This is a genomic window from Henriciella litoralis, from assembly GCF_002088935.1.
In the GTDB taxonomy this organism is placed as follows: domain Bacteria; phylum Pseudomonadota; class Alphaproteobacteria; order Caulobacterales; family Hyphomonadaceae; genus Henriciella; species Henriciella litoralis.
This window is the reverse complement of the sequence record NZ_NCSS01000004.1, coordinates 101,869-122,312: the sequence shown is the minus strand read 5'-3', so window position 1 is coordinate 122,312 and position 20,444 is coordinate 101,869. Positions and strand designations below refer to the sequence as shown.

21 protein-coding genes are annotated in these 20,444 nt (G+C 59.1%); 14 read left to right on the top strand and 7 right to left on the bottom strand.

Going from position 1 to position 20,444, the window contains the following annotated elements; translation table 11 throughout:
• Positions 1 to 81 precede the first annotated feature (81 nt).
• The 3 genes from egtB to B8783_RS00615 are packed head-to-tail and all read left to right on the top strand — an operon-like array spanning position 82 to position 2,674.
• Positions 82 to 1,350 (top strand): ergothioneine biosynthesis protein EgtB, encoded by a 1,269-nt coding sequence (gene egtB / locus B8783_RS00625; protein WP_084417845.1) that lies wholly within the window; start codon positions 82 to 84, stop codon positions 1,348 to 1,350.
• The gene (gene egtD, locus B8783_RS00620; protein WP_084417844.1) at positions 1,350 to 2,288 is read left to right on the top strand and encodes an L-histidine N(alpha)-methyltransferase; all 939 of its coding nucleotides are present in this window, start codon (positions 1,350 to 1,352) and stop codon (positions 2,286 to 2,288) included. Before egtB ends, egtD begins: the two co-directional genes overlap by 1 nt.
• 20 nt (positions 2,289 to 2,308) lie before the next feature.
• Positions 2,309 to 2,674, top strand: coding sequence for an MmcQ/YjbR family DNA-binding protein (locus B8783_RS00615; protein ID WP_084417843.1), 366 nt, complete (start codon positions 2,309 to 2,311; stop codon positions 2,672 to 2,674).
• A gap of 6 nt (positions 2,675 to 2,680) precedes the next feature.
• On the opposite strand, the gene B8783_RS00610 is transcribed toward B8783_RS00615, so the two are convergent.
• A complete protein-coding gene (locus tag B8783_RS00610; protein ID WP_084417842.1) occupies positions 2,681 to 3,955 on the bottom strand; it encodes an APC family permease in 1,275 nt (424 codons plus the stop codon).
• 112 nt (positions 3,956 to 4,067) lie between these two features.
• On the opposite strand from B8783_RS00610, the gene B8783_RS00605 reads away from it, so the two are divergent.
• Positions 4,068 to 4,901, top strand: coding sequence for an aldo/keto reductase (locus tag B8783_RS00605; protein ID WP_084417841.1), 834 nt, complete (start codon positions 4,068 to 4,070; stop codon positions 4,899 to 4,901).
• Between the two features lie 44 nt (positions 4,902 to 4,945).
• On the opposite strand, the gene B8783_RS00600 is transcribed toward B8783_RS00605, so the two are convergent.
• A complete protein-coding gene (locus B8783_RS00600) occupies positions 4,946 to 6,766 on the bottom strand; it encodes a patatin-like phospholipase family protein (RefSeq protein ID WP_084417840.1) in 1,821 nt (606 codons plus the stop codon).
• 153 nt (positions 6,767 to 6,919) lie between these two features.
• On the opposite strand from B8783_RS00600, the gene B8783_RS00595 reads away from it, so the two are divergent.
• The 4 genes from B8783_RS00595 to B8783_RS00580 all read left to right on the top strand — a co-directional run bounded on the left by B8783_RS00595 (position 6,920) and on the right by B8783_RS00580 (position 10,225).
• Positions 6,920 to 8,527: a carboxyl transferase domain-containing protein gene (locus tag B8783_RS00595; protein WP_084417839.1), complete on the top strand. Its 1,608-nt coding sequence runs from the start codon at positions 6,920 to 6,922 to the stop codon at positions 8,525 to 8,527.
• 7 nt (positions 8,528 to 8,534) lie between these two features.
• Entirely contained in the window at positions 8,535 to 9,278 is a 744-nt protein-coding gene (locus tag B8783_RS00590) for a DKNYY domain-containing protein (protein WP_084417838.1), read from the top strand.
• 165 nt (positions 9,279 to 9,443) lie between these two features.
• A complete protein-coding gene (locus tag B8783_RS00585) occupies positions 9,444 to 9,761 on the top strand; it encodes an EF-hand domain-containing protein (RefSeq protein WP_084417837.1) in 318 nt (105 codons plus the stop codon).
• Between the two features lie 113 nt (positions 9,762 to 9,874).
• Positions 9,875 to 10,225 (top strand): acyltransferase family protein, encoded by a 351-nt coding sequence (locus B8783_RS00580; protein WP_324612742.1) that lies wholly within the window; start codon positions 9,875 to 9,877, stop codon positions 10,223 to 10,225.
• On the opposite strand, the gene B8783_RS18290 is transcribed toward B8783_RS00580, so the two are convergent.
• Positions 10,117 to 10,350 carry a hypothetical protein gene (locus B8783_RS18290; RefSeq protein ID WP_139792176.1) on the bottom strand — a complete coding sequence of 78 codons (234 nt, stop codon included), beginning with the start codon at positions 10,348 to 10,350 and terminating at the stop codon, positions 10,117 to 10,119. The genes B8783_RS00580 and B8783_RS18290 overlap by 109 nt on opposite strands.
• Positions 10,351 to 10,435: 85 nt before the next feature.
• Between B8783_RS18290 and B8783_RS00575 the strand changes: the two genes are divergently transcribed.
• The 5 genes from B8783_RS00575 to B8783_RS00555 all read left to right on the top strand — a co-directional run bounded on the left by B8783_RS00575 (position 10,436) and on the right by B8783_RS00555 (position 15,338).
• On the top strand, positions 10,436 to 11,227 hold the full coding sequence (locus B8783_RS00575) for an enoyl-CoA hydratase-related protein (RefSeq protein ID WP_084417835.1): 792 nt from the start codon (positions 10,436 to 10,438) through the stop codon (positions 11,225 to 11,227).
• Between the two features lie 88 nt (positions 11,228 to 11,315).
• Entirely contained in the window at positions 11,316 to 12,197 is an 882-nt protein-coding gene (locus B8783_RS00570; RefSeq protein WP_084418316.1) for a DUF817 domain-containing protein, read from the top strand.
• On the top strand, positions 12,163 to 14,100 hold the full coding sequence (locus tag B8783_RS00565; protein ID WP_084417834.1) for an acetyl/propionyl/methylcrotonyl-CoA carboxylase subunit alpha: 1,938 nt from the start codon (positions 12,163 to 12,165) through the stop codon (positions 14,098 to 14,100). Before B8783_RS00570 ends, B8783_RS00565 begins: the two co-directional genes overlap by 35 nt.
• A 79-nt stretch (positions 14,101 to 14,179) precedes the next feature.
• Complete coding sequence (locus B8783_RS00560; RefSeq protein WP_084417833.1) at positions 14,180 to 14,911, top strand: hypothetical protein; 732 nt, start codon at positions 14,180 to 14,182, stop codon at positions 14,909 to 14,911.
• A 10-nt stretch (positions 14,912 to 14,921) separates the two neighbouring features.
• A complete protein-coding gene (locus B8783_RS00555; protein ID WP_139792174.1) occupies positions 14,922 to 15,338 on the top strand; it encodes a DUF1489 family protein in 417 nt (138 codons plus the stop codon).
• Positions 15,339 to 15,402: 64 nt separating this feature from the next.
• Here the strand turns inward: B8783_RS00555 and clpA are convergent, their stop codons facing one another.
• The 4 genes from clpA to B8783_RS00535 form a co-directional block, all read right to left on the bottom strand.
• Positions 15,403 to 17,727, bottom strand: coding sequence for an ATP-dependent Clp protease ATP-binding subunit ClpA (gene clpA / locus B8783_RS00550; protein ID WP_084417831.1), 2,325 nt, complete (start codon positions 17,725 to 17,727; stop codon positions 15,403 to 15,405).
• Positions 17,728 to 17,733: 6 nt separating this feature from the next.
• A complete protein-coding gene (clpS, locus tag B8783_RS00545) occupies positions 17,734 to 18,105 on the bottom strand; it encodes an ATP-dependent Clp protease adapter ClpS (protein ID WP_084417830.1) in 372 nt (123 codons plus the stop codon).
• Between the two features lie 59 nt (positions 18,106 to 18,164).
• Positions 18,165 to 18,575: a DUF1499 domain-containing protein gene (locus B8783_RS00540; protein ID WP_084417829.1), complete on the bottom strand. Its 411-nt coding sequence runs from the start codon at positions 18,573 to 18,575 to the stop codon at positions 18,165 to 18,167.
• Positions 18,576 to 18,696: 121 nt separating this feature from the next.
• Positions 18,697 to 19,122, bottom strand: a complete 426-nt coding sequence (locus B8783_RS00535; RefSeq protein ID WP_084417828.1) for a phasin family protein — start codon at positions 19,120 to 19,122, stop codon at positions 18,697 to 18,699.
• Between the two features lie 231 nt (positions 19,123 to 19,353).
• On the opposite strand from B8783_RS00535, the gene B8783_RS00530 reads away from it, so the two are divergent.
• Positions 19,354 to 20,349: a D-alanyl-D-alanine carboxypeptidase family protein gene (locus B8783_RS00530; RefSeq protein WP_084417827.1), complete on the top strand. Its 996-nt coding sequence runs from the start codon at positions 19,354 to 19,356 to the stop codon at positions 20,347 to 20,349.
• The last annotated feature ends 95 nt before the right edge of the window (positions 20,350 to 20,444 follow it).

Sequence of the window (20,444 nt, the reverse complement as noted above, 5' to 3'; positions counted from 1 at the left end):
CTGGCAATCATTCCTTCGAATTGTGGAACGTTGGTCGTTTTGCACTAGTTGTATTCAGGATCGGGAAGGAAGGAATAATCGATGCCGCAGACCGTCGCCTCACCCCCGCTTGAGTCCGGCCGAACGCTCGCTGCACGGTTTGAGGATGTGCGCGGCTATTCCGTCGAACTTGCGCGTGATCTCTCGGATGCTGATGCAACGGTGCAGTCCATGGAGGATGCCAGTCCGTCAAAATGGCATCTCGCGCATGTGACCTGGTTCTTCGAGGAGTTCATACTCAATCGATTTCTGCCAGATTATGAAGTCTACGACGAGGCGTTCAGCTATCTGTTCAACTCCTACTACGACGCTGTTGGTGAGCGCCATCCAAGGCCACGCCGCGGCATGCTGACCCGGCCCTCGCTGGATGAGGTGCTGGGCTATCGCGCGCATGTCGACGCTGCCATGATCCGGTTGCTGGCAGATGCGCCATCAGAGGATGCGACTTCGCTTGTCATTCTGGGCCTGCATCATGAGCAGCAGCATCAGGAGCTGTTCCTGACAGATATTCTTCATCTCTTCGATCAGAACCCGCTGAAGCCCACCTTCCGCCCGACAGAGCCTCGCTTGATGCGCGGCGTTGCACTGGCTGATGGCTGGAGCCGGTTCGAGGGCGGCCTCGTTGAGATTGGCCATGAGGGCGGCGGGTTTCACTATGATTGTGAGGCGCCAAGACACAAACGCTGGGTCGAGCCGTTTGAAATTGCCAACCGCGCCGTGACAAATAGCGAATGGATCAGTTTCATCGATGCCGGTGGCTATGACGGTGTTAGTCTCTGGCTGTCAGATGGCTGGGCGGCCCGCCAGGAGGAAGGCTGGCAAGCCCCGCTCTACTGGCACCTCAAAGATGGCGAGTGGTGGACAATGACATTGCGCGGCGCCCAGCCTGTCGATCCCGATGCGCCGGTCTGTCATATCAGCCAGTATGAAGCCGATGCCTATGCGAGCTGGGCGGGCGCCCGTTTGCCCGATGAGGCCGAATGGGAGTTGGCGGCGCGCGACCTCGAACCGACGGGCAATTGTGCAGACTCAAAGCGCTTCAGTCCTGCGCCTCAAGCGGGCAACGGCCTCTGCGGTCTATACGGCGATGTCTGGGAATGGACGCGCAGTGCTTTCCTGCCATATCCGGGCTTCAAGGCGGCCGAAGGCGCTGTCGGCGAGTACAATGGCAAATTCATGAGCGGCCAGATGGTCCTCCGGGGCGGGTCCTGCTTGACGCCGCCGGGCCACATCCGCGCCACCTATCGAAACTTTTTTCCGCCGAATAAACGCTGGCAGTTCAGCGGGCTGAGACTGGCAAGGGATATCTGATGGATAGCGGCGAAGAAAACCCGTTCCTCGACGACGTGCTGGAAGGCCTGGCCAAGCCACAGAAGGCGATTCCCAGCCGTTGGCTCTATGATGCCAAGGGCTCCAGCCTGTTCGACGATATTACGAACCTGCCGGAATACTATCCGACGCGGACCGAACTAAAGATCCTGCGGACCCAGGCAGGGGCAATGGCCAAGGCAATTGGCCCTGGGGCGGTCATCGTTGAGTATGGCGCAGGCTCTCTGGTCAAGGTGCGCATTCTGCTTGATGCGCTCGACGCACCGGCGGCCTTCGTTCCTGTTGATATTTCCGCGTCTCATCTGCAGTCGGCGGCGAGCGAGCTGAAAGAAGATTATTCCGATCTGGTGGTCGAACCGGTCGTCTCTGACTTCATGGCCTCGAACCTTGGTCATGCCCTGCCTGACCTAAGCGGTCGCAAATGTGGGTTCTTTCCCGGATCGACTGTCGGCAATCTGCAGGATGCGGACATCCAGACATTCCTGAAGACCGCCCGGACCGATCTCGGCGATCGTGCCTGTTTCATCATTGGTCTGGACCAGCCAAAGTCGCCCGACATTCTTGTCCCCGCTTATGATGACGCCCAAGGCGTGACGGCGGCCTTTAATCTCAACCTGCTGACCCGCATCAATCGGGAACTCGACGGTGATTTTGACCTCGACGCCTTCGAGCACGAAGCCCGCTGGAACAGCGTGCAGAGCCGGATCGAGATGCACCTGAAAAGTCTCAAGGACCAGCGCGTGATCGTGGCCGGGAAGCCGTTCGATTTCACAGAGGGCGAGACCATCCACACCGAGAATTCCCGGAAGATCAGCCTCGACAGCTTTGCTACGATGGCAGAAGATGCCGGTTGGTCGCTGACGCGGTCATGGACGGATGAGCAGGAGCTGTTTGCGGTGATGATGCTGGAAGCGGCCTGAAACTAAGGGCGGCGTCCGGTTTGGACATCAAGAGCTATAATTCATTTTGTGGCGGCATGGCGCACACTACGCACGTTGTGCAGTGGGGCGGCGCGCATGTCTGGAAAATCGGCGGCAAGGTCTTCGCGATCGCTCACGAGGATGAAGCAGGCGACAATTTCCGCGTCAGCTTCAAGGTGTCCGATCTCGCCTTTGATATACTGAAAGAGCAGGAGGGCTGTAAGGGCGCGCCGCATCTGGCGTCTCGCGGGATGAAGTGGATCCAGCGCTTTTCAGATGCCACGCTCGACGATGAGGCCCTGAAACTCTATCTCGCCGAAAGTTACAGGATCGTCTCGCTTGGCCTGACCAAAACGCTCCAGCGTGAGCTCGGGCTGAACCAGTAAAAACGCTCAGTTGAAGCGTTTGAGGATCATGGGCCGCACGAAATAGGCCGCGATTGCATAGGCGATAACGACCGCCAGGCTGATGGGCGCATTCATTGCGAGACGCCAGACGAGTAGCCCGCCCAGCACCGCCCCGATGACCAGACCTGTCATCGGCATGATGCGCGCGGATTTGATCGTGCGCAGGCAGATGAAGTTCACCGTCAGGAATGTCGCCAGAAAGACGAGGCTGGCCGCTTCGACGAGCTGCGACAGTGACCCTGTCACCGCGAGCGTGGCGGAAAGCACGCCAAATCCAATAATCGCCGCATAAGGCGTTCCACTGCCATTTGTCTTCGAAAACCAGCTTGGCAATTCGCCGTCGTCGGCCACGCGTTTGGCCAGCTTTGCAGATGAGAAGAGGGTCGAGTTGATTGCTGCCGAGGTGGCGAACGCGGCGGCGATGGTGAGGAAGACCAGACCGAGCGATCCCCAGGCATCCTTCGCCGCGACGGCGAGGGAAACATCCTTGCTGGCGATCGTATCGGCCGCGCCCATCAGCATCGTCGCGCCAATGGCCACTGCGATATAGATGAAAACGACCGCGATGGCTGAGCCGACCAGCATCGGTACGAAGCGTGTCTTCGCGTGATCGATTTCCTCATATTCGTACGTCAGGAGCTGAAAGCCTTCATACGACACGAAGATCGCAGCAGCCCCGATAAGGCTGGCCGAGATCGGCTTGGCTTCAATGCCAGCTGTCAGCTGTGAGGGATCCCATTGTAGAAGACCGGCAACGCCGAGCGCGACGAGGGCGAACAGGTTCACCGTCACGATCACGATTTCGACCTTGGTCATCTTGCCAAGGCCGAGCAGGTTCAACCCGGTCAAGGCTGCCATGGCCCCGACAGCCAGGACGCGCATCATCATGCCGCCACCCCCAAAGGCATGGGAGACATATTGACCAAAGGCATAGGCGTAGAGCGAGATCGTCAGCACATACCCCGCCAGCAACAACCAGGACAGCGTGCCGGCAATGCCGTCCCGGTCCATCTCTTCAAGAAATTCAAATGCGCCGCCAGACCGGCCGGCATGAACCGAAAGCCGGGAATAGCTGTGGGCAGAGGTAACGGCCACGATGCCCGCGATGGCGAAAGCGAGCCAGGCCCACTGCGCCGAGGCCTGCACCACAACACCAAGCGCGACATAGATGCCGCCGCCAACCATGCCGCCCGTGGCCAACGCAACGACAGAAAACACGCCGAGCTTGGCCGAGCTATTGGTTGAGGATTTATCGGACATCACGTCTCCACTCAAATGCGCTCACTGCGTTGCACAGCGCGATACTGGAACTTGTCTGCAAGGCCTTCCGTTCCTTTTGAGAAGATTGAAAAAAAGACGACAGGAGATACGCATGACGCTGACGACCCAACACTTCGGCACTGAGATACCCACCATCGGATTTGGCACCTGGAAACTCAAGGACGAGACCGCGCAGGAATGCGTCTCGAAGGCGATTGAGGCAGGCTACCGGATGATTGATACCGCGCAAGCCTATGAGAACGAGAAACATGTTGGCCGCGGCATCGCGGATGCCCAGCTGCCGCGCGAGGACCTCTGGGTCACGACGAAGGTCTGGATGTCCGAATTCGCAGATGGCGACTTGCAGAAATCGGTCGAGAAAAGCCTGGACCGTCTTGGGATGGACCAGCTTGATCTCGTTCTGCTGCACTGGCCAAACAAGGATGTGCCGCTCGATGAGACGATGGGCGCCTTGAACGACGTGCACTCAAGTGGCCTTACGAAGAATATCGGTGTCTCGAACTTCACGACCGCGCAGCTTGGCGAAGCGGTGAAGCTGTCCAAGGCCCCAATCCTGACCAATCAGGTGGAATACCATCCCTTCATCGACCAGACGCCTGTGCTGGAAGCCGCACACGCGCTCGGCACGTCCGTCACGGCCTATTCGCCACTGGCGCAGGGCAAGGTGTTCGATAATGCCACGCTGAAATCTATCGGTGAGAAATATGGCAAATCACCCGCTCAGGTGACTGTTAGATGGTTCGCGCAACAGCCCGGTGTGATCACCATTCCAAGGTCATCTTCGCCCGAGCATCTCAGACAGAATAACGACATTCATGACTTTGCGCTGACGCCGGAAGAGATGGGGCAGATCAATGCGCTGAAATCTCAGCAGATGCGGCTGATTGATCCGAGCTGGGCGCCGGAGTGGGACAAAGCTGCATAGGCTGGACGTGCGGCGGCGGACGGCTTCACGGTTTCCGAAGATCGCTAGACCTTTTGAAGGTCGACCCTGCTATGGCCGGTATCCTTGCCGGGCCCGAAGCAGAACTCGTGCAACGATCCTTGGGCGATGGCTTTCCGGGCGGCGTCATAGCCGGCCTGGACAGTCTCGTCATAGGCTTTCCAGTCGCGAAGTTCGATGTCGCGCAATTCCGGCAGCACCAGCATGTCGACATGTTCGCGGCCAGCTGTGGTGTCAATATTCAGGGTAGCCGATCGCATCAGCAGGCCAGCAATAGGCGGGGCGGCCGAAAAGCCGTGTTGCCAGACCCATTGGAAAAAGCCGGGTGGATTGACGAAGTCTTCGGCTTTCAGCCCCTCAGGTGCGCGCGATACGTCTGAACCGATGACGAGACCGCGATGAAGCTCGCGCATCACATCGGTCGGGAAATTGTTGAGAACCGCGCCATCAACCAGCACTTCACCTTCATGCACAACCGGCGGCAGGATGCCGGGCAGCGAGATTGTCGCGCGCAGGGCCTGTCGCAAAAGGCCGCGTCGATGCACGCGGTAGGTGCCGTCGGACAAATTCGCCGAAACGGCAAAGAAAGGTATTCTGAGGTCGCCGATTTCGGCCTCGCCAAAGTGCTCTTTCAGCCGATTATTGACGCGCTTTCCGCGGACCATTGCGACAACCGGCAGATTGTAGTCGCCGAGCGGATTCGTATCGACGAAAGCCTTTCGGATGCGACGGTCGATTTCATCGTCGTCCCACCCCATCGCGACACAACCGGCGACAACCGCGCCCATGGAGGCGCCTCCAACAAAGTCGATCGGGATCTTCGCTTCTCGCATCGCGCGCACAACGCCGATATGGGCATAGGCCCGCGCACCGCCGCCCGAAAGGATGAGGCCGGTGGACCGGCCTGCCATGACCCGGGCCAGCCGCTCGCAGGTCTCCCCGTGCATGCCTTCCCAGTGAAAGATGCGCGCGGCATCGGCGGCATCCTGCCAGTCGACAGGCTTTGATGCGCGGCGCTCAGACCCATGATGCAGCAGGACAACGTCGACCAGCTTCAAGGCCCGCGCTGGAGAATCGTGCGTCGGCATGAGGGGCCGGGACGGGCGGGCATCGGCGCGGCCGATGACCCAGATCCGGTCGGCCTGGCGGGTCGACAGGCGGAACCAGGAGGAATCGCCGACCGATGTCACCAGCATTACGATGTCATTATTGGCTTCCAGCTCATCGAAGAAGCCGGTTGGCTGATCGCGGCCCTCTGTCTCATCAATGATCCGGCATTTCAGATTGAAGCGGTCGAGTGAAGCTTTCAGCGCGCGCGCCCGCAAGATCAGGTCGATGGTCGGCGACGTCGCGACCAGCGCAAACACTTTTGGCGCATTGCGCCGGTTGGGCTTTCGGCCCTCACGTAGGCGCGTCAGCATCAACCGGATCATCTGCGTCAGGATATCCGGATCGGCCTTGATGATGCGGTCAAAGCCCTTGCGGGAAATTTCCAGAATCTCGGCGTCGCGCAGGGCGTAGACCGAACTTGTATGAGGCTTGTTATCGGCTAGCCCGTCGCCATTCTCGTCTGCCGAGCCTTCGAACAGGGCCATTTCTCCGACCGGCTCGCCTGCGCGTATATGGCCGATAAAGTCAGAGCGCCCGTCCGGCATCGTGCGAAAGGCGCCGAGAGAGCCTGACAAGACAAAGTAGATCGACTCCGACAGGTCGCCCGCCTTGAACAATTCCCACCCGGCTGGCAGCGCAAACCATTTGGCTTCCCGGCCCGCCGCCTTCAGCGCGCGTTTCGGGACATCCCCAAGAAAAGGGATAGACTTCATTGTCGGAGCGATGTCGAGGCTCATGCCAGCCAATGTGTGATGTCCTGACCTGTGTTGAAAGTTAATTATACGGCACGCGCCTTTCTACATTATTGCGAGTCCGCCCTGGTGTCCGCCCGGGATGACATTCTCCGCGCACAGCGATAGGTGTGGAAGAAACTTTCCGAGGGAGGGCACATGCCCGTTCTTAAATCTACACTTGATACATCCGGCGCAAAATTTTCCGCCAACCGGCAGGCGATGGAAGCCTTGCTCGATGAGTTGAAGGCGAAAACGGCGACAGCTGCTGCTGGTGGCTCGGAGCGCGCGCGGGCGCGCCACACAGAGCGTGGCAAGCTGCTTCCGCGCGAGCGCGTAGAGCGATTGCTCGACCCGGGCACGCCGTTTCTTGAGATCGGCGCGCTGGCCGCCAATGGCATGTATGATGACGAAGCGCCCGGCGCGGGCCTCATCACAGGCGTTGGCAGCGTCGAAGGCCGCGAATGCATGATCGTCTGCAATGATGCGACAGTGAAGGGCGGGGCCTATTTCCCGATGACGGTGAAGAAGCATCTGCGCGCGCAGGAAATCGCGATGCAGAACCATCTGCCGTGCATCTACCTTGTCGACAGCGGCGGCGCGAACCTGCCGCATCAGTCGGAAGTCTTCCCGGACCGCGAGCATTTTGGCCGCATCTTCTACAATCAGGCGCAGATGAGCGCGATGGGCATCCCGCAAATCGCCTCCGTCATGGGCTCGTGTACCGCTGGCGGGGCCTATGTTCCGGCGATGTCGGACGAGACGATCATCGTCCGCAAACAGGGCACCATCTTTCTCGGCGGCCCGCCGCTTGTGAAAGCGGCCACGGGCGAAGAGATTTCAGCAGAAGACCTTGGCGGCGCGGACGTTCACGCGCGCCAATCCGGCGTGGCAGACCATTACGCCGCGAGCGATGATCACGCGCTCGCCATCGTCCGCTCCATCATCCGCAGCCTGCATCAGCCCAAGCCGGCCACCGTTGGCCTGACGGATGTCGAGGAGCCGCTCTACAATCCGCAGGAGCTGCATGGCCTTGTCCCACGCGATGTGCGTGAGCCCTATGACGCCCGCGAGGTGATTGCACGGACGGTTGATGGCTCTGAATTCCATGAGTTCAAACAGCTCTACGGTGAGACGCTGGTTTGTGGCTTTGCCCGCATCTACGGCATGCCGGTCGCGATTCTTGCCAATAATGGCATCCTGTTTTCTGAAAGCGCGCAGAAGGCGGCCCACTTCATTGAGCTTGCCGACCAGCGCCGCACGCCGCTGATCTTCCTGCAGAACATCACTGGCTTCATGGTTGGCTCCAAATATGAAGCCGGCGGCATCGCCAAGGATGGCGCCAAGATGGTGACGGCGGTCGCGACAGCGTCTGTGCCAAAGCTCACCGTTGTAACCGGCGGCAGTTTCGGGGCAGGTAATTACGGCATGTGCGGACGCGCCTACAGCCCGCGCTTCCTCTTCATGTGGCCAAACTCGCGCATCTCCGTGATGGGCGGCGAGCAGGCTGCCTCCGTGCTCGCAACCGTCAAACGTGACGGCATGGAACGGCGCGGCGAAGACTGGAGCGCCGACGCTGAAGAAGACTTCAAAGCGCCGATCCGTGATCTCTATGAGCGCGAGGGCAGCCCGTATTTCTCGACAGCGCGTCTCTGGGACGATGGCATCATCGATCCGGCCGATACCCGCCGTGTTCTCGGTCTTGCCTTGTCCGCAAGCCTGAATGCGCCGCTGGGCGAACGCGGCTTCGGCCTCTTCCGGATGTAGATAAACCATGAAAAGGTTGGCAGGTCTTTTGATAATTACCCTGCTGACCTCAGCAGGCTGCGGCGTCTTCGAAACCGTGAACTCGCTTGTCGAAGGCGATCATTACTCTGTGCAGGAAGGGCGCGTTGTCTGGATCAGCTGGTCCTCCATGGGCGGGCCACCTAGTCGCGCAGAACGCGCTGTCGATGCAAATGCTGAAACCTTCAACATTCTGGATGATGCGAGATATGGCGAGGATGGCGAGCATGTCTTCTGCGAGGGGCGTATCCTGGACGCGGCCGATGCATCCAGCTTCCACGTTTTGCCCCGTGTTGAAGGCGGCGAGCGAGACTATGCGGTCGATGCGACGAATGTGTGGACCGGCTGCGAGAGGGTCCAAGACGCAGATGCCGGAACATTCCAGCCGCTTGCAGGATCATATGGGAAAGATGCCGAACACGTATTTAGCTGGAAATACGTGATTGATGGGGCAGATGCGGGTACCTTTGTGCCTCTCGACCAAGACCCCGATTATGGCCGTGACAGAACTGGCATTTGGTACGCTTCATTTCTTATGCCTGTCACCAATCCAGATCGTTTCAGGCTGATCGGTGGAAATTACTCAACCGATGGCGATGCGATTTACTATGCACAATACAAGGTCGATGGCGCTGACGTTGCCAGCTTCCGTGTGCCGAAAGGGATGTCGTATGGCCGCGACAATAGCGGATGCTGGACCGGCACCATGCCAAAGCCTTGTCTATCGGAATGATGATAGACATTTAATGCTCTTGTTAGAGGCCAGAAAATATTGAGTAAAACTACCGCAAAACGGTGCGTTCCCTTCGCCTGACCAAACGGTAATGGCTCCTTTTGCGCCGCCAGGCGTCTCCTCCATGCGCCACAGAACTTGGCGCTCGTAAAATGGAGAAGACCAATGAAACGCTTTGCAATTATCGCCGCCGGTGCCGCAGCAGCCGCTGCATTCTCAGCATCCGCTGGAGAGATGCCATCCTTCAGTGACATCGATACCGACGCGAGCGGAGCAATCTCGGAGGCCGAGTTTGTAGCTTACAAGACCGCAGATGGTGACAAGACGGCCGAAGAAGCCGCAGAGAAGTTCGCCCTGATCGACACCAATATGGATGGTGAGATCTCTGAGGTCGAAATGGAAACGGCCATGGAAGAGTGGAAAGACGACACGTCTGACATGGAGTCCGATATGGAAGACGGAATGTCTGACACGACCTATTAAGGTCGACCCGTCCAGTTATCCAGGAAAGGGCCTGCTTCGGCAGGCCCTTTTGCTTGCTCGATATCAGAACCCATACCACGCAGAGCCGCCAGGCGAGCTGAGGGAGAAGAGCGCTGACATCGAACCGGTTTGATCTGCTGCGTCTTGTCTTCGCGTCGACGGTATTCGTTTTCCACGCAGTTGCGCTATCTGCCTACGCGCCCGGAGGTTCGCTCGAGCGTGTGCTGGGCGAATTGGCTGGGCTTGCCGTCGAAGGCTTTTTCATCGTTTCCGGTGCTCTGGTCTTCGGCTCTTTCGAGCGGTCCCGGTCCCTTGGGCTTTACACGGAAAAGCGGGCGCGCCGTATTTATCCGGCCTATGCGCTGGTGGTCGTCATCCCGGCCCGAAACTCAATGCTGCGCGCTTCGGCGACATCAGCTACGGCGTCTACATCACGCATTTCCCGATCATCCAGGCGCTGCTGATGCTGGGCCTGCTGCCGGTGTTTGGCGCAACCCTTACATTCGTCGCCGCGTTTAGTCTCATATTGCTGGCGAGTGCTTTGCTCTGGTGGACGGTGGAAAAACCAGCGCTTCGACGTGACAGTCATTATCGAAAGGCCGATAGAGAAGGCTGAAGACAAAAGGCATGTTTCAGGGGCTCGACGCCCCGAACACAGGATCAGGAGACCTATCATGGCTTACGAAACCATTTCACTCGACGCGACACCCGGCGGCATTGCCGTCATCACGCTCAACCGGCCGGACAAGCACAATGCGTTCAACGCCATTGTGATCGATGAGCTGACCGATGCACTGACGACGCTGGAAGAGCAGACCACCATCCGCATGGTCATCCTGCGCGGAAACGGGCCGAGCTTCTCGGCTGGCGCAGACCTGGAGTGGATGAAAGCGGCCGCTGACTATTCACGCCATGAGAATGAAGAGGACGCCTTCAAGCTCGCGGAGATGCTTCGCAAACTGTCCGAGTTGCCGCAGATGACGGTTGCTCTGGTGCAGGGCGCGGCCATGGGCGGCGGCGCCGGACTTGTTGCTGCTTGCGACATCGCTGTGGCCATGACGGACGCCAAGTTCCGCTTTTCCGAGGTACGCCTGGGCCTGACGCCTGCCACCATCAGCCCCTATGTGATCTCCGCGATCGGGCCACGCTGGGCCAAGGCGCTATTTGTGTCGGCTGAGAGCTTTGACGCGGCCTTCGCGGAACGTATCGGCCTGGTACAGTATGTCGTGGAGGGCAGTGAGGGCCTTCTGGAGATGGAAGAGTATCTTGCCGATCTCGCCTCCAAAGCTGCGCCGGGCGCAGTCGCCGACGCCAAGCGCCTCGTCCTTGATCTTGCGGGCGCCGAGATTGACCATGGGCTCAGCCATGAAACCGCCAAGCGGATCGCCGCGCGCCGCGCCAGCGATGAAGGCCGCGAAGGTCTGTCCGCCTTTCTCGAAAAACGCAAACCGAACTGGGCCGAATAGGACCAGGCAGGGCTGCTGCCTCGGAGCGCGCGCATGATTGCCTTGCCCGCGCCTTGGTTGCGCCAGCATCGCTTGCAAGATGGGCGGCATGTCGAGGGTTGAGGGTTTCAGAGATGCGTTGACGGCGCGGCGCGAGGCGTTTCGAACGCGCTTCGTCCGCGGGCCTGTGACGGCGGGCCTGTTTGAGTTTGTCAGCTTTGGCATAAAGCAGGGCTGGGCCTGTATCTTTGGCGGGCTTCTGCTCGCGCTGATCCTTGCGACCCATCTCTACTATCCGGAAAACGCCTGGCTCGGCCGTTATGACTTCCTCGTCATTGCGGCGGTCCTGATACAGGCCGTTCTTCTGCTCACCGGTCTCGAAACGTGGGAGGAGGCGCGGGTCATCCTCGCCTTCCATGTGGTCGGGACAATCATGGAAATCTTCAAGACGTCTGCGGGCAGCTGGATCTATCCGGAAGAGAACTTTCTGCGCATCGCAGGCGTTCCGCTCTTCTCAGGCTTCATGTACGCCGCTGTCGGCAGCTATCTCGCCCGTGTCTGGCGCATCTTCGAGTTCAAGTTTGACCGGTTTCCGCCGCTCTGGCTTCAGGCCCTTCTGGCCACAGCGATCTATGTGAACTTCTTCGCGCACCACTACATCATCGACATTCGCAACGCCCTGTTTGTGGCGACGCTTCTGGTCTATGGTCCCTGTGTCGTCTGGTTCAGGCCGGACAGGGAGTATCGGCCGATGCCGCTGGTGATCGGATTTGGGCTCGTTGCGCTTTTTATCTGGTTCGCCGAAAATATTGGAACTTTGGCCCGTGCATGGGCCTATCCGGGGCAAGAAGCAGGCTGGAAACTTGTTTCCGCTGCAAAATTCGGCTCTTGGTATCTGTTGATGATCATAAGTTTTGTGCTGGTGGCCCTGATCCACCGGCGCCGGGAAGGACACCATGCTGAAAAGCCTGCTAATCGCGAACCGGGGTGAGATTGCCTGCCGCATCATGCAGACATGTCGGCGCCTCGGCGTGCGCACCATCGCCGTCTATTCGGATGCTGACACCTATGCCCGCCATGTCCGCGAGGCCGATGAAGCGATCCATATCGGCGCAGCGCCTGCGACCGAGAGCTATCTTGATGCGGGTCGCATCATTGAGGCGGCAAAGGCCTCTGGCGCTGAAGGGATTCATCCCGGCTACGGCTTCCTCTCGGAAAATGCTGACTTTGCCGAGGCCGTCGTTGAGGCGGGCCTGATCTGGGTCGGCCCCAAAGGCGCGACCACCCGCGAGATGGGCCTCAAGGATGAGGCCAAGCGCATCGCAGAAGCCGCAGGCGTTCCGGTCCTGCCCGGCTATCGCGGCGATGCACAGGATGCCGCCACGCTGGAAGCCGAGGCCGAGAAGATTGGCTATCCGATCCTGATCAAGGCGGTGGCTGGTGGCGGTGGCCGCGGGATTCGCCTCGTGTCGAAACGCGAAGACCTTGCAGGTGAGCTTGAAAGCGCCGTGCGGGAGGCAAAATCAGCCTTTGGCGATGGCCGGGTCATGCTGGAAAAGCTGGTCGAGCAACCTCGCCACATCGAAGTGCAGGTCTTCGGCGACAGCCATGGCAATGCTGTCCACCTCTATGAGCGCGACTGTTCCCTCCAGCGTCGCCGCCAGAAAGTGGTCGAGGAGGCGCCAGCCCCGGGAATGCCTGAGGATGTGCGCGAGGCGATGACGGGCGCGGCTGTGAAGCTTGCAAGTTCCGTTGGCTATGAGGGCGCCGGCACGGTTGAGTTTATCGTCGATGGCGCGCGGCCACTCGCGCTCGATACGTTCTGGTTTCTTGAGATGAATACGCGCCTGCAGGTCGAACACCCGGTAACCGAGCTGATCACCGGCGCTGACCTTGTCGAATGGCAATTGCGGGTGGCCTCCGGCGAGACCATTCCGCTCAGCCAGGCCGACATTCCGCTGAATGGCCACGCCATCGAGGCGCGCGTCTGCGCAGAAGATCCGGCAGATGATTTCCGGCCGGGGGCAGGGCGGCTTCTGGCCTTTTCGCTCGGCCCGGCCGAGAGCCTCTCGACCAGTATGGAAGACTATGAAGCAGGTGCATCCGACGAGGATGGCTTGATCTACCGCGTCGATGCGGGATTCCAGGCGGGCGACACTGTGCCAGCCACTTACGACTCGATGATCGCCAAAGTCATCGTCAAAGGCTGGGACCGCGACAGCGCGACAGACGCGCTTTCAGAATCGCTCGGCTCCACCATTATTGCAGGCATCCCCAGCAATACCGGCTTCCTCAAGCGCTGCATCGACCATGACGTGTTCCGCGACGGCGCGCACCATGTGAACTGGATCGCCGAAGAGATCGACGTGCTCGCATCGCCGTCCGAAAACGCCCCGCGTTCGGCCGCTGGCATCATTGCGGGGGCCTTGCTGCAACCGCGCGGGCAAGGGCCGTGGCAGGCGAGCGATGGCTGGCGGATGAACGCTTCGCCGCGTCGCTCAATCCGCCTTGGCGTTGCAGGCGATGTGCTGGAGATCGAGCCAGACGAAGTTGATATGCCGGAGATGTGGGATGTCGAGCCGCTATCGGCGCGCCGGTTTGCCGTCGGCGTTGATGGTGAGACCTGGCTGGTCGATGTGCCTGATTACGAGGCGGAAGCTGAAGCCATTGTTGGCGGCGACCGCGTGACGGCGCCGATGCCCGGCAAACTGATTGACCTCAAGGTCTCCGCAGGTGACGAGGTGAAGAAGGATCAGGTCGTTGCCGTCATGGAAGCGATGAAGATGGAGCACAGCCTGAAGGCGCCGCGCGACGGTAGCATCAAGGCAACAGGTGCGTCCGTCGGCGATCAGGTGGCTGAAGGGGCTATGCTCGTCGAGCTCGACGAAGTCTGACGCCAACCCCATCTTGGGAAGGTAGAAGGCCAGGGTAGGTGCCACTGGCAAACTCGCGCTCATTTCAGAAGGAGGCGCTTTGCTGTTTGCAACGATCATCGCGATAGCGCTTCAAATCTCCGCTGAGACGGGGCCGGTTTCCGATGCCCTCAAGGCAAGTGAAGTGCCGTATACGTTCCGGGCCGCTTTCACAGTTGAGCTTTCCAGCGATAGCGCGTACCGCACATTCAGCTTCGACCCGCGTTGGCCGGACGGCGACCGCTGGCGTCTGATCGGCGGGGATGGCGAGGATGTGGCTCTTGATGCGGCTGCATCGGTCTGGTCACACGAAGCTTCGCCGGACAGTCGATTGTTCCGGAATGGCCTTCGTGCGGCAATGGGACAAATGATCGAGGCGGAGGATTTGGGAGCCGTCTGGCGCCTCTCCTTCAGCCATGTGCCTGACCTTGCAAACACAGACCTGACCATCTGGCTGGCAGACGAGGTGAAAGCCAATGCGTGGCTCGATCCGGCGACTGGCCGGTTCCTGCGCCTCGACTACCGGCTTGAAGCGCCTGTGCCCGGGCCGGGCGGGGGAGAGATTACCCAGTTCAGCCGATCCTACATTCTCGAGACCGACCCCGACTGGGGCTATACCTATACCTCTGCTTTTCTCGTAAATGACGAGATGATCGCAGAGACAGGGGGCGTGCGCCGGGACTATTCTGCGAAGATTACGTCGGTCGAGTTCTTCTATGTCCGCGCCAGCGGACAGCACAAAGATGTGGTTCAGCCGCAGGAGACCTCTGGCCCTGAGCTCGCTGAGCGCTAAACTTATAGAGGTGAGCCTCAACATTCTGAAACTGTGCGTCGGTGCGGATGATCTCAGCGATCTCCAGAACTGGCAGAAGCAACTGATGAAGACGCTGCCGGCGCCTGTGCACCGCACGCGCATGGTGCCCAAACGTATCGACGAGTTGCTCGATGGCGGCTCGATCTACTGGGTGATCAAAGGCGTCATACAGGTGCGTCAGGCATTCACCGACATACGCGTGATTGATGATCGCAACGGCCGCAAAGCATGTGAGCTGGTGTTCGACCCGGAGCTGATCATGGTCGATCCAACGCCGAAACGTCCCTTTCAGGGCTGGCGGTATCTCAAAGGCAGCGAAGCGCCCAAAGACCTGAAGCCCGGAAGTGCCGCAGACGATATTCCTCCCGACCTTCACGCCAAGCTGAAGGATGCGATGGTCTGGTAAAGAAAAACGCCCTGCAGATGATGCAGGGCGTTTCTTTATCTAAGGCTGGAAGCCGTTGAGAGGTCTAGTCGACCTGCTCTGGATTGGTCTTCTTCTTCGGCTTGGACTTCTTGCCCTTGTCCTCGATGTACTCGAAGGCGAGCTGCTCAGGATCATCCTTGTCGACGGTGATCTTCACCGCGCCGCCTTTGGCGAGCTTCCCGAAGAGTAGTTCTTCCGCCATTGGCTTCTTCACATGCTCCTGAATGGTGCGGGCGAGTGGCCGTGCGCCAAACTCCTCGTCGAAGCCGCGTTTGGCGAGCCAGTCGCGTGCATCGTCGCTGAGTTCGATGGTGACGTTGCGATCCGCCAGCTGGACTTCCAGCTGAAGGACGAACTTCTCGACGACACGTTCGATGATTTCCTGTGTCAGGCCACCGAAGGTGATCGTCGCATCGAGACGGTTGCGGAATTCAGGCGTGAACAGGCGCTTGAGGGCGTCTTCCTGCTCGTCCGTCTTCTTGCCGCGGCCGAAACCGATGGAGTTCTTCGCCGCATCAGATGCGCCGGCATTGGTCGTCATGATCAGGATGACATTGCGGAAATCGACCTTGCGGCCGTTGGCATCCGTCAGGGCGCCATTATCCATCACCTGAAGCAGGATGTTGAACAGATCCTGATGGGCCTTCTCGATCTCGTCGAGCAGCAGCACACAATGTGGATGCTGCATGACGCCATCGGTGAGGAGGCCGCCCTGGTCAAAGCCGACATAGCCCGGAGGCGCGCCGATCAGGCGTGAAACGGTGTGCCGCTCCATATATTCCGACATGTCGAAGCGTAGGAGTTCGACGCCCATGATGGAGGCGAGCTGACGGGCAACTTCGGTCTTGCCGACGCCGGTCGGGCCGGTGAACAGGTAAGAGCCGATTGGCTTGTTCGGTTCGCGAAGACCAGCGCGTGACAGCTTGATGGCTGAGGACAGCGCCTCGATGGCATCGTCCTGGCCGTACACAACACGCTTCAGGTCTGGCTGAAGGTTCTTCAGCGCCGCTGCATCGTCCTTGGTGACCTGCTTGGCCGGGATGCGTGCGATCTTGGCGATGATCGCCTCGATCTCCCGCACGCCGATCTGCTTGCGCCGACGGCTTTCCGGGACGAGCCACTGCGTGGCACCAGCTTCGTCGATGACGTCAATCGCCTTGTCGGGCAGCTTGCGGTCCGTGATGTAGCGGGCCGACAGCTCAACGGCGGCCTTGATGGCGTCATTGGTGTAACGCAGGCCGTGGAAGTCCTCGAAGGTGGATTTGAGGCCGGTGAGGATTTTCACTGCGTCAGGCACGCTCGGCTCAACAACATCGATCTTGCGGAACCGGCGGGCGAGCGCGCGGTCCTTCTCGAAATGCTGCTTGTACTCCTTGAACGTGGTCGAGCCCATGCAGCGAACCTCGCCGCTTTGCAGCGCAGGCTTTAAGAGGTTCGACGCATCCATGGCGCCGCCGGAGGTTGCACCAGCGCCGATCACGGTGTGGATCTCATCGATGAACAGGATCCCTTTTTCCTGCTCGCCAATTTCCTTCATCACCGCCTTGAGGCGTTCCTCGAAGTCACCGCGATACCGGGTGCCTGCCAGAAGTGCGCCCATGTCGAGCGCCCAGATGACAGCGTCGTCCAGGATCGATGGCACTTCGCCATCGACAATCTTCTTGGCGAGGCCTTCCGCGATGGCGGTCTTGCCGACGCCAGGATCACCCACGAGGATCGGGTTATTCTTTGAGCGGCGGCAGAGCACTTCGATGCAGCGCTCAATCTCGAAATCGCGCCCGATCAGCGGGTCGATCTTGCCGAGCTTCGCCTTCTCATTGAGGTTCACGCAGTAGGCTTCGAGCGCTTCCTTGGCGGGGCCGGCGGGTTTCTGCTGCTGCTCGGTCTCTTCAGCGCCGCGCGGCGTTGAGCTGCGTGACATGCCGGGCGACTTTGCGAGGCCATGCGAGACGAAGTTCACCGCATCATAGCGGGTCATATCCTGCTCCTGCAGGAAGTAGGCAGCGTGGCTTTCGCGTTCAGAGAAGATGGAAATCAGGACGTTCGCGCCCGATACTTCGTCGCGGCCGGAGCTTTCAACGTGCAGGATGGCGCGCTGCACCACCCGCTGGAAGGCGGCTGTCGGCTGGACGGAGGTCGATGGGCTGTCAGTGATCAGGCTCGACAGCTCTTCGTCGATATATTGCGTCAGCGATTGGCGCAGGTGCGGAATATCGACCTTACAGGCGGTCATCACCTCGACGGCGTCTGTATCTTCCGTCAGCGCGAGCAGGAGGTGTTCAAGCGTCGAGTATTCGTGCGAACGCTCGCCAGCAAGATTGAGGGCCTTTTCCAGAGCGGTCTCAAGGCTATCAGTCAATGAGGGCATATTTTTCTAGTCCTCTTTTTCCATCGTGCATTGCAGAGGATGTTCGTTGCGTCGCGCAAGGTCCATGACCTGGGCAACTTTTGTTTCGGCGACCTCGAATGTGTAGACACCACACACACCCACACCCTTCTGGTGCACGTGCAACATAATGCGAGTCGCCTGTTCCGGGCTCTTGTTGAAAAACTGTTCCAGAATGAACACGACGAACTCCATCGGCGTGTAATCATCATTCAACAGCAGGACCCGGTACATAGACGGTTTTTTCGTCTTTACCCGCGTTTCGGTCGCAATGCCGGTCCCGTCAGTGTCGCCCGTCCGTGTTGGACCTTTGGGGTCTTCAGGGTCTGAAAGCGTTGGTCGGTAATCTTTGGGAGCCATGTTTACGATATAAGTTTGAGATGGGGCGATTTTAAGCCTGAAGGGAAGTTGCGCGGGGATCAAGCTGCACTTCCCGTTTTTTGTTGTAACGTCTGCACCAGTGACCGGACACGTTTCTCGTTTGCACCAAGGTCACTGTGACCAATGCGTGAGCGCGAATAAACGGCGAGCTGAGACTGTTTTTCGTCAACCGTTACGACCTTGATTGCGACATCATCCTTGAATTTCAGGAGCTTTGTCTTCGCCACCGTGTCGAGTTGCATCGCGCCAGCATCTTCCTGCGTGATCGTCCAGCGGTCCTCGCCGGTGATGTGCGCATGAACAATGGCGTAAAGCCGCTCAGCCGGAACAGGGAAGACCGGCGAGATGTCATCATGATTGCCAGTGTCAGTGAGGCCGCTCACGCCGAGAAGAAACGTGTTGGGCTTGGATGGACGCTCGATCGCGCTGAAGTCCACTTTGAATGTCATTCGACAAATCTAGGTCGGCTGAGCCAAACTTGCACGCGATTGGATGCAGTTTTCCAAACGAAAATGGCCGGCTGTCTAAACAACCGGCCACTAAATTCAATTTTGCTTGCGCTTGGGCGGCTTAGGCCGCTTTCGCTTTCGAAGCAGCTTGCTTGGTTTCAGCAAGAACTTCTTTCGTGTAGCCAGCGAATGGCTCCATGAAATCTTTCATGGCGGCGGAATAGATGCCTGCCAGTTCGCTGATGCCGTCCATGTGGGCTTTCATTGCTGTGCGCATGTAGCCGGTCTGGATTTCCATGGCTTCTTCCATGGTGGTGGCGCCGGCGAGCGTTTTGCCCGTCTCAACGGTCATGCTCATACGGTCCTGGGCCTGGCGCATAACAGCGGCGCTGGCGTCCTGGAAGCTTTTGACGGAAGCCTTGGCACTCTCGGTGCTTGCGGTCATCGCGTCTTTGCCCATGTCGCCGAACGAGTTGGCGAACGGGAAAGCTTTTACAAAAGTCTCTGGATTGAACGTTCCAAACATATTGGTTTCGGTCTTGGCCATGGGTTGGTCTCCTTCTATGCACCTAATATAGGGGATCGCCTTCGCTTATGCAACATATTTTTGTGCGGTGCACAATAAACCACTTTTCGCGTGTCAGGCGAAAACGCGCCAACTGGTGCATTAATTGCAGGCAGCACACCAAAAAATCGGGGGTTAACGGGTAGATAACGCAATTCCCTCATCCTAAGCTCAACTCGGGAAAGTTCGGGGGAACACATGAGGAGGGAATATATGCTTATCGGCGCTGGCAGGAAGAAAATCCAGGCAGCACTTGGCGCATTGGCCTTGCTATTCGCGATGGCTCCGGCGGCGGTTGCAGAGAAATACGCATCCATAGTTGTAGACGCAGACTCCAATGAAGTGCTGCACGCGCGGTACGCAGATGAGCCGCGTTACCCGGCATCGTTAACCAAAGCGATGACGCTTTACATGGTCTTCGACGCCCTGAAGGCCGGCGAGATTACCCTCAATGAAAAAATGACGGTTTCGCGGAATGCGGCATCCCAGCCGCCCTCAGCGCTGCGCCTGAAAGCCGGTACGACGATTTCCGTCTCCGATGCGATCAACGCGCTTGTGACCAAATCCGCCAATGATGTGGCCGTCGTGATCGGCGAGCGTCTCGGCGGCTCAGAGTCCCGCTTTGCGACACTGATGACGATGAAGGCCAAAGCGCTCGGCATGAACCGCACGACGTTCCGCAACGCTTCCGGCCTGCCGGACACCCAGCAATTGTCGACCGCGCGCGATATGGCGATCCTGGCAGAGCGCCTGCTTGAGGATCATGGTGACTATTATCACTATTTCTCGACCACCAGCTTCAGCTGGAGTGGACGCGCCTACAAGAACCACAACAACCTTCTCGCCTCCGTCGAGGGGGTCGATGGCATCAAGACGGGCTATACGCGCGCGTCCGGCTTTAATCTGATGGCCTCGGCCAAGCGCGATGGGCGCCGCGTGATCGCGATCATGTTTGGTGGCTCGACGTCAAAGTCGCGCGATGCGCACGTGTCTGACCTGATCGAGGCGGCGTATCAAAGCTTCGACGAAGACAGCAAGCCTGATGCCCTAAAGGCCAACTACGCCTTCAGCGCGCTTCAGAACCCCATCGATCCGGATGGCGCGGCCATGCCGATGCTGAACGGACAGGTCTTTGTCGCCAATCCCGTCGTCGGAGAGGGCGATGAGAGTGGACCGTTTGAAGTGTTGCAGCCAGCGCCGGCTGGGTGATCAACCTTCCGCCGTCCCTAGGCCCACACGAACAATAAAAAAGGCGCTCCTTATGGGGCGCCTTTCTTTATGTGCCGTGGTGGCGGATCAGCCGG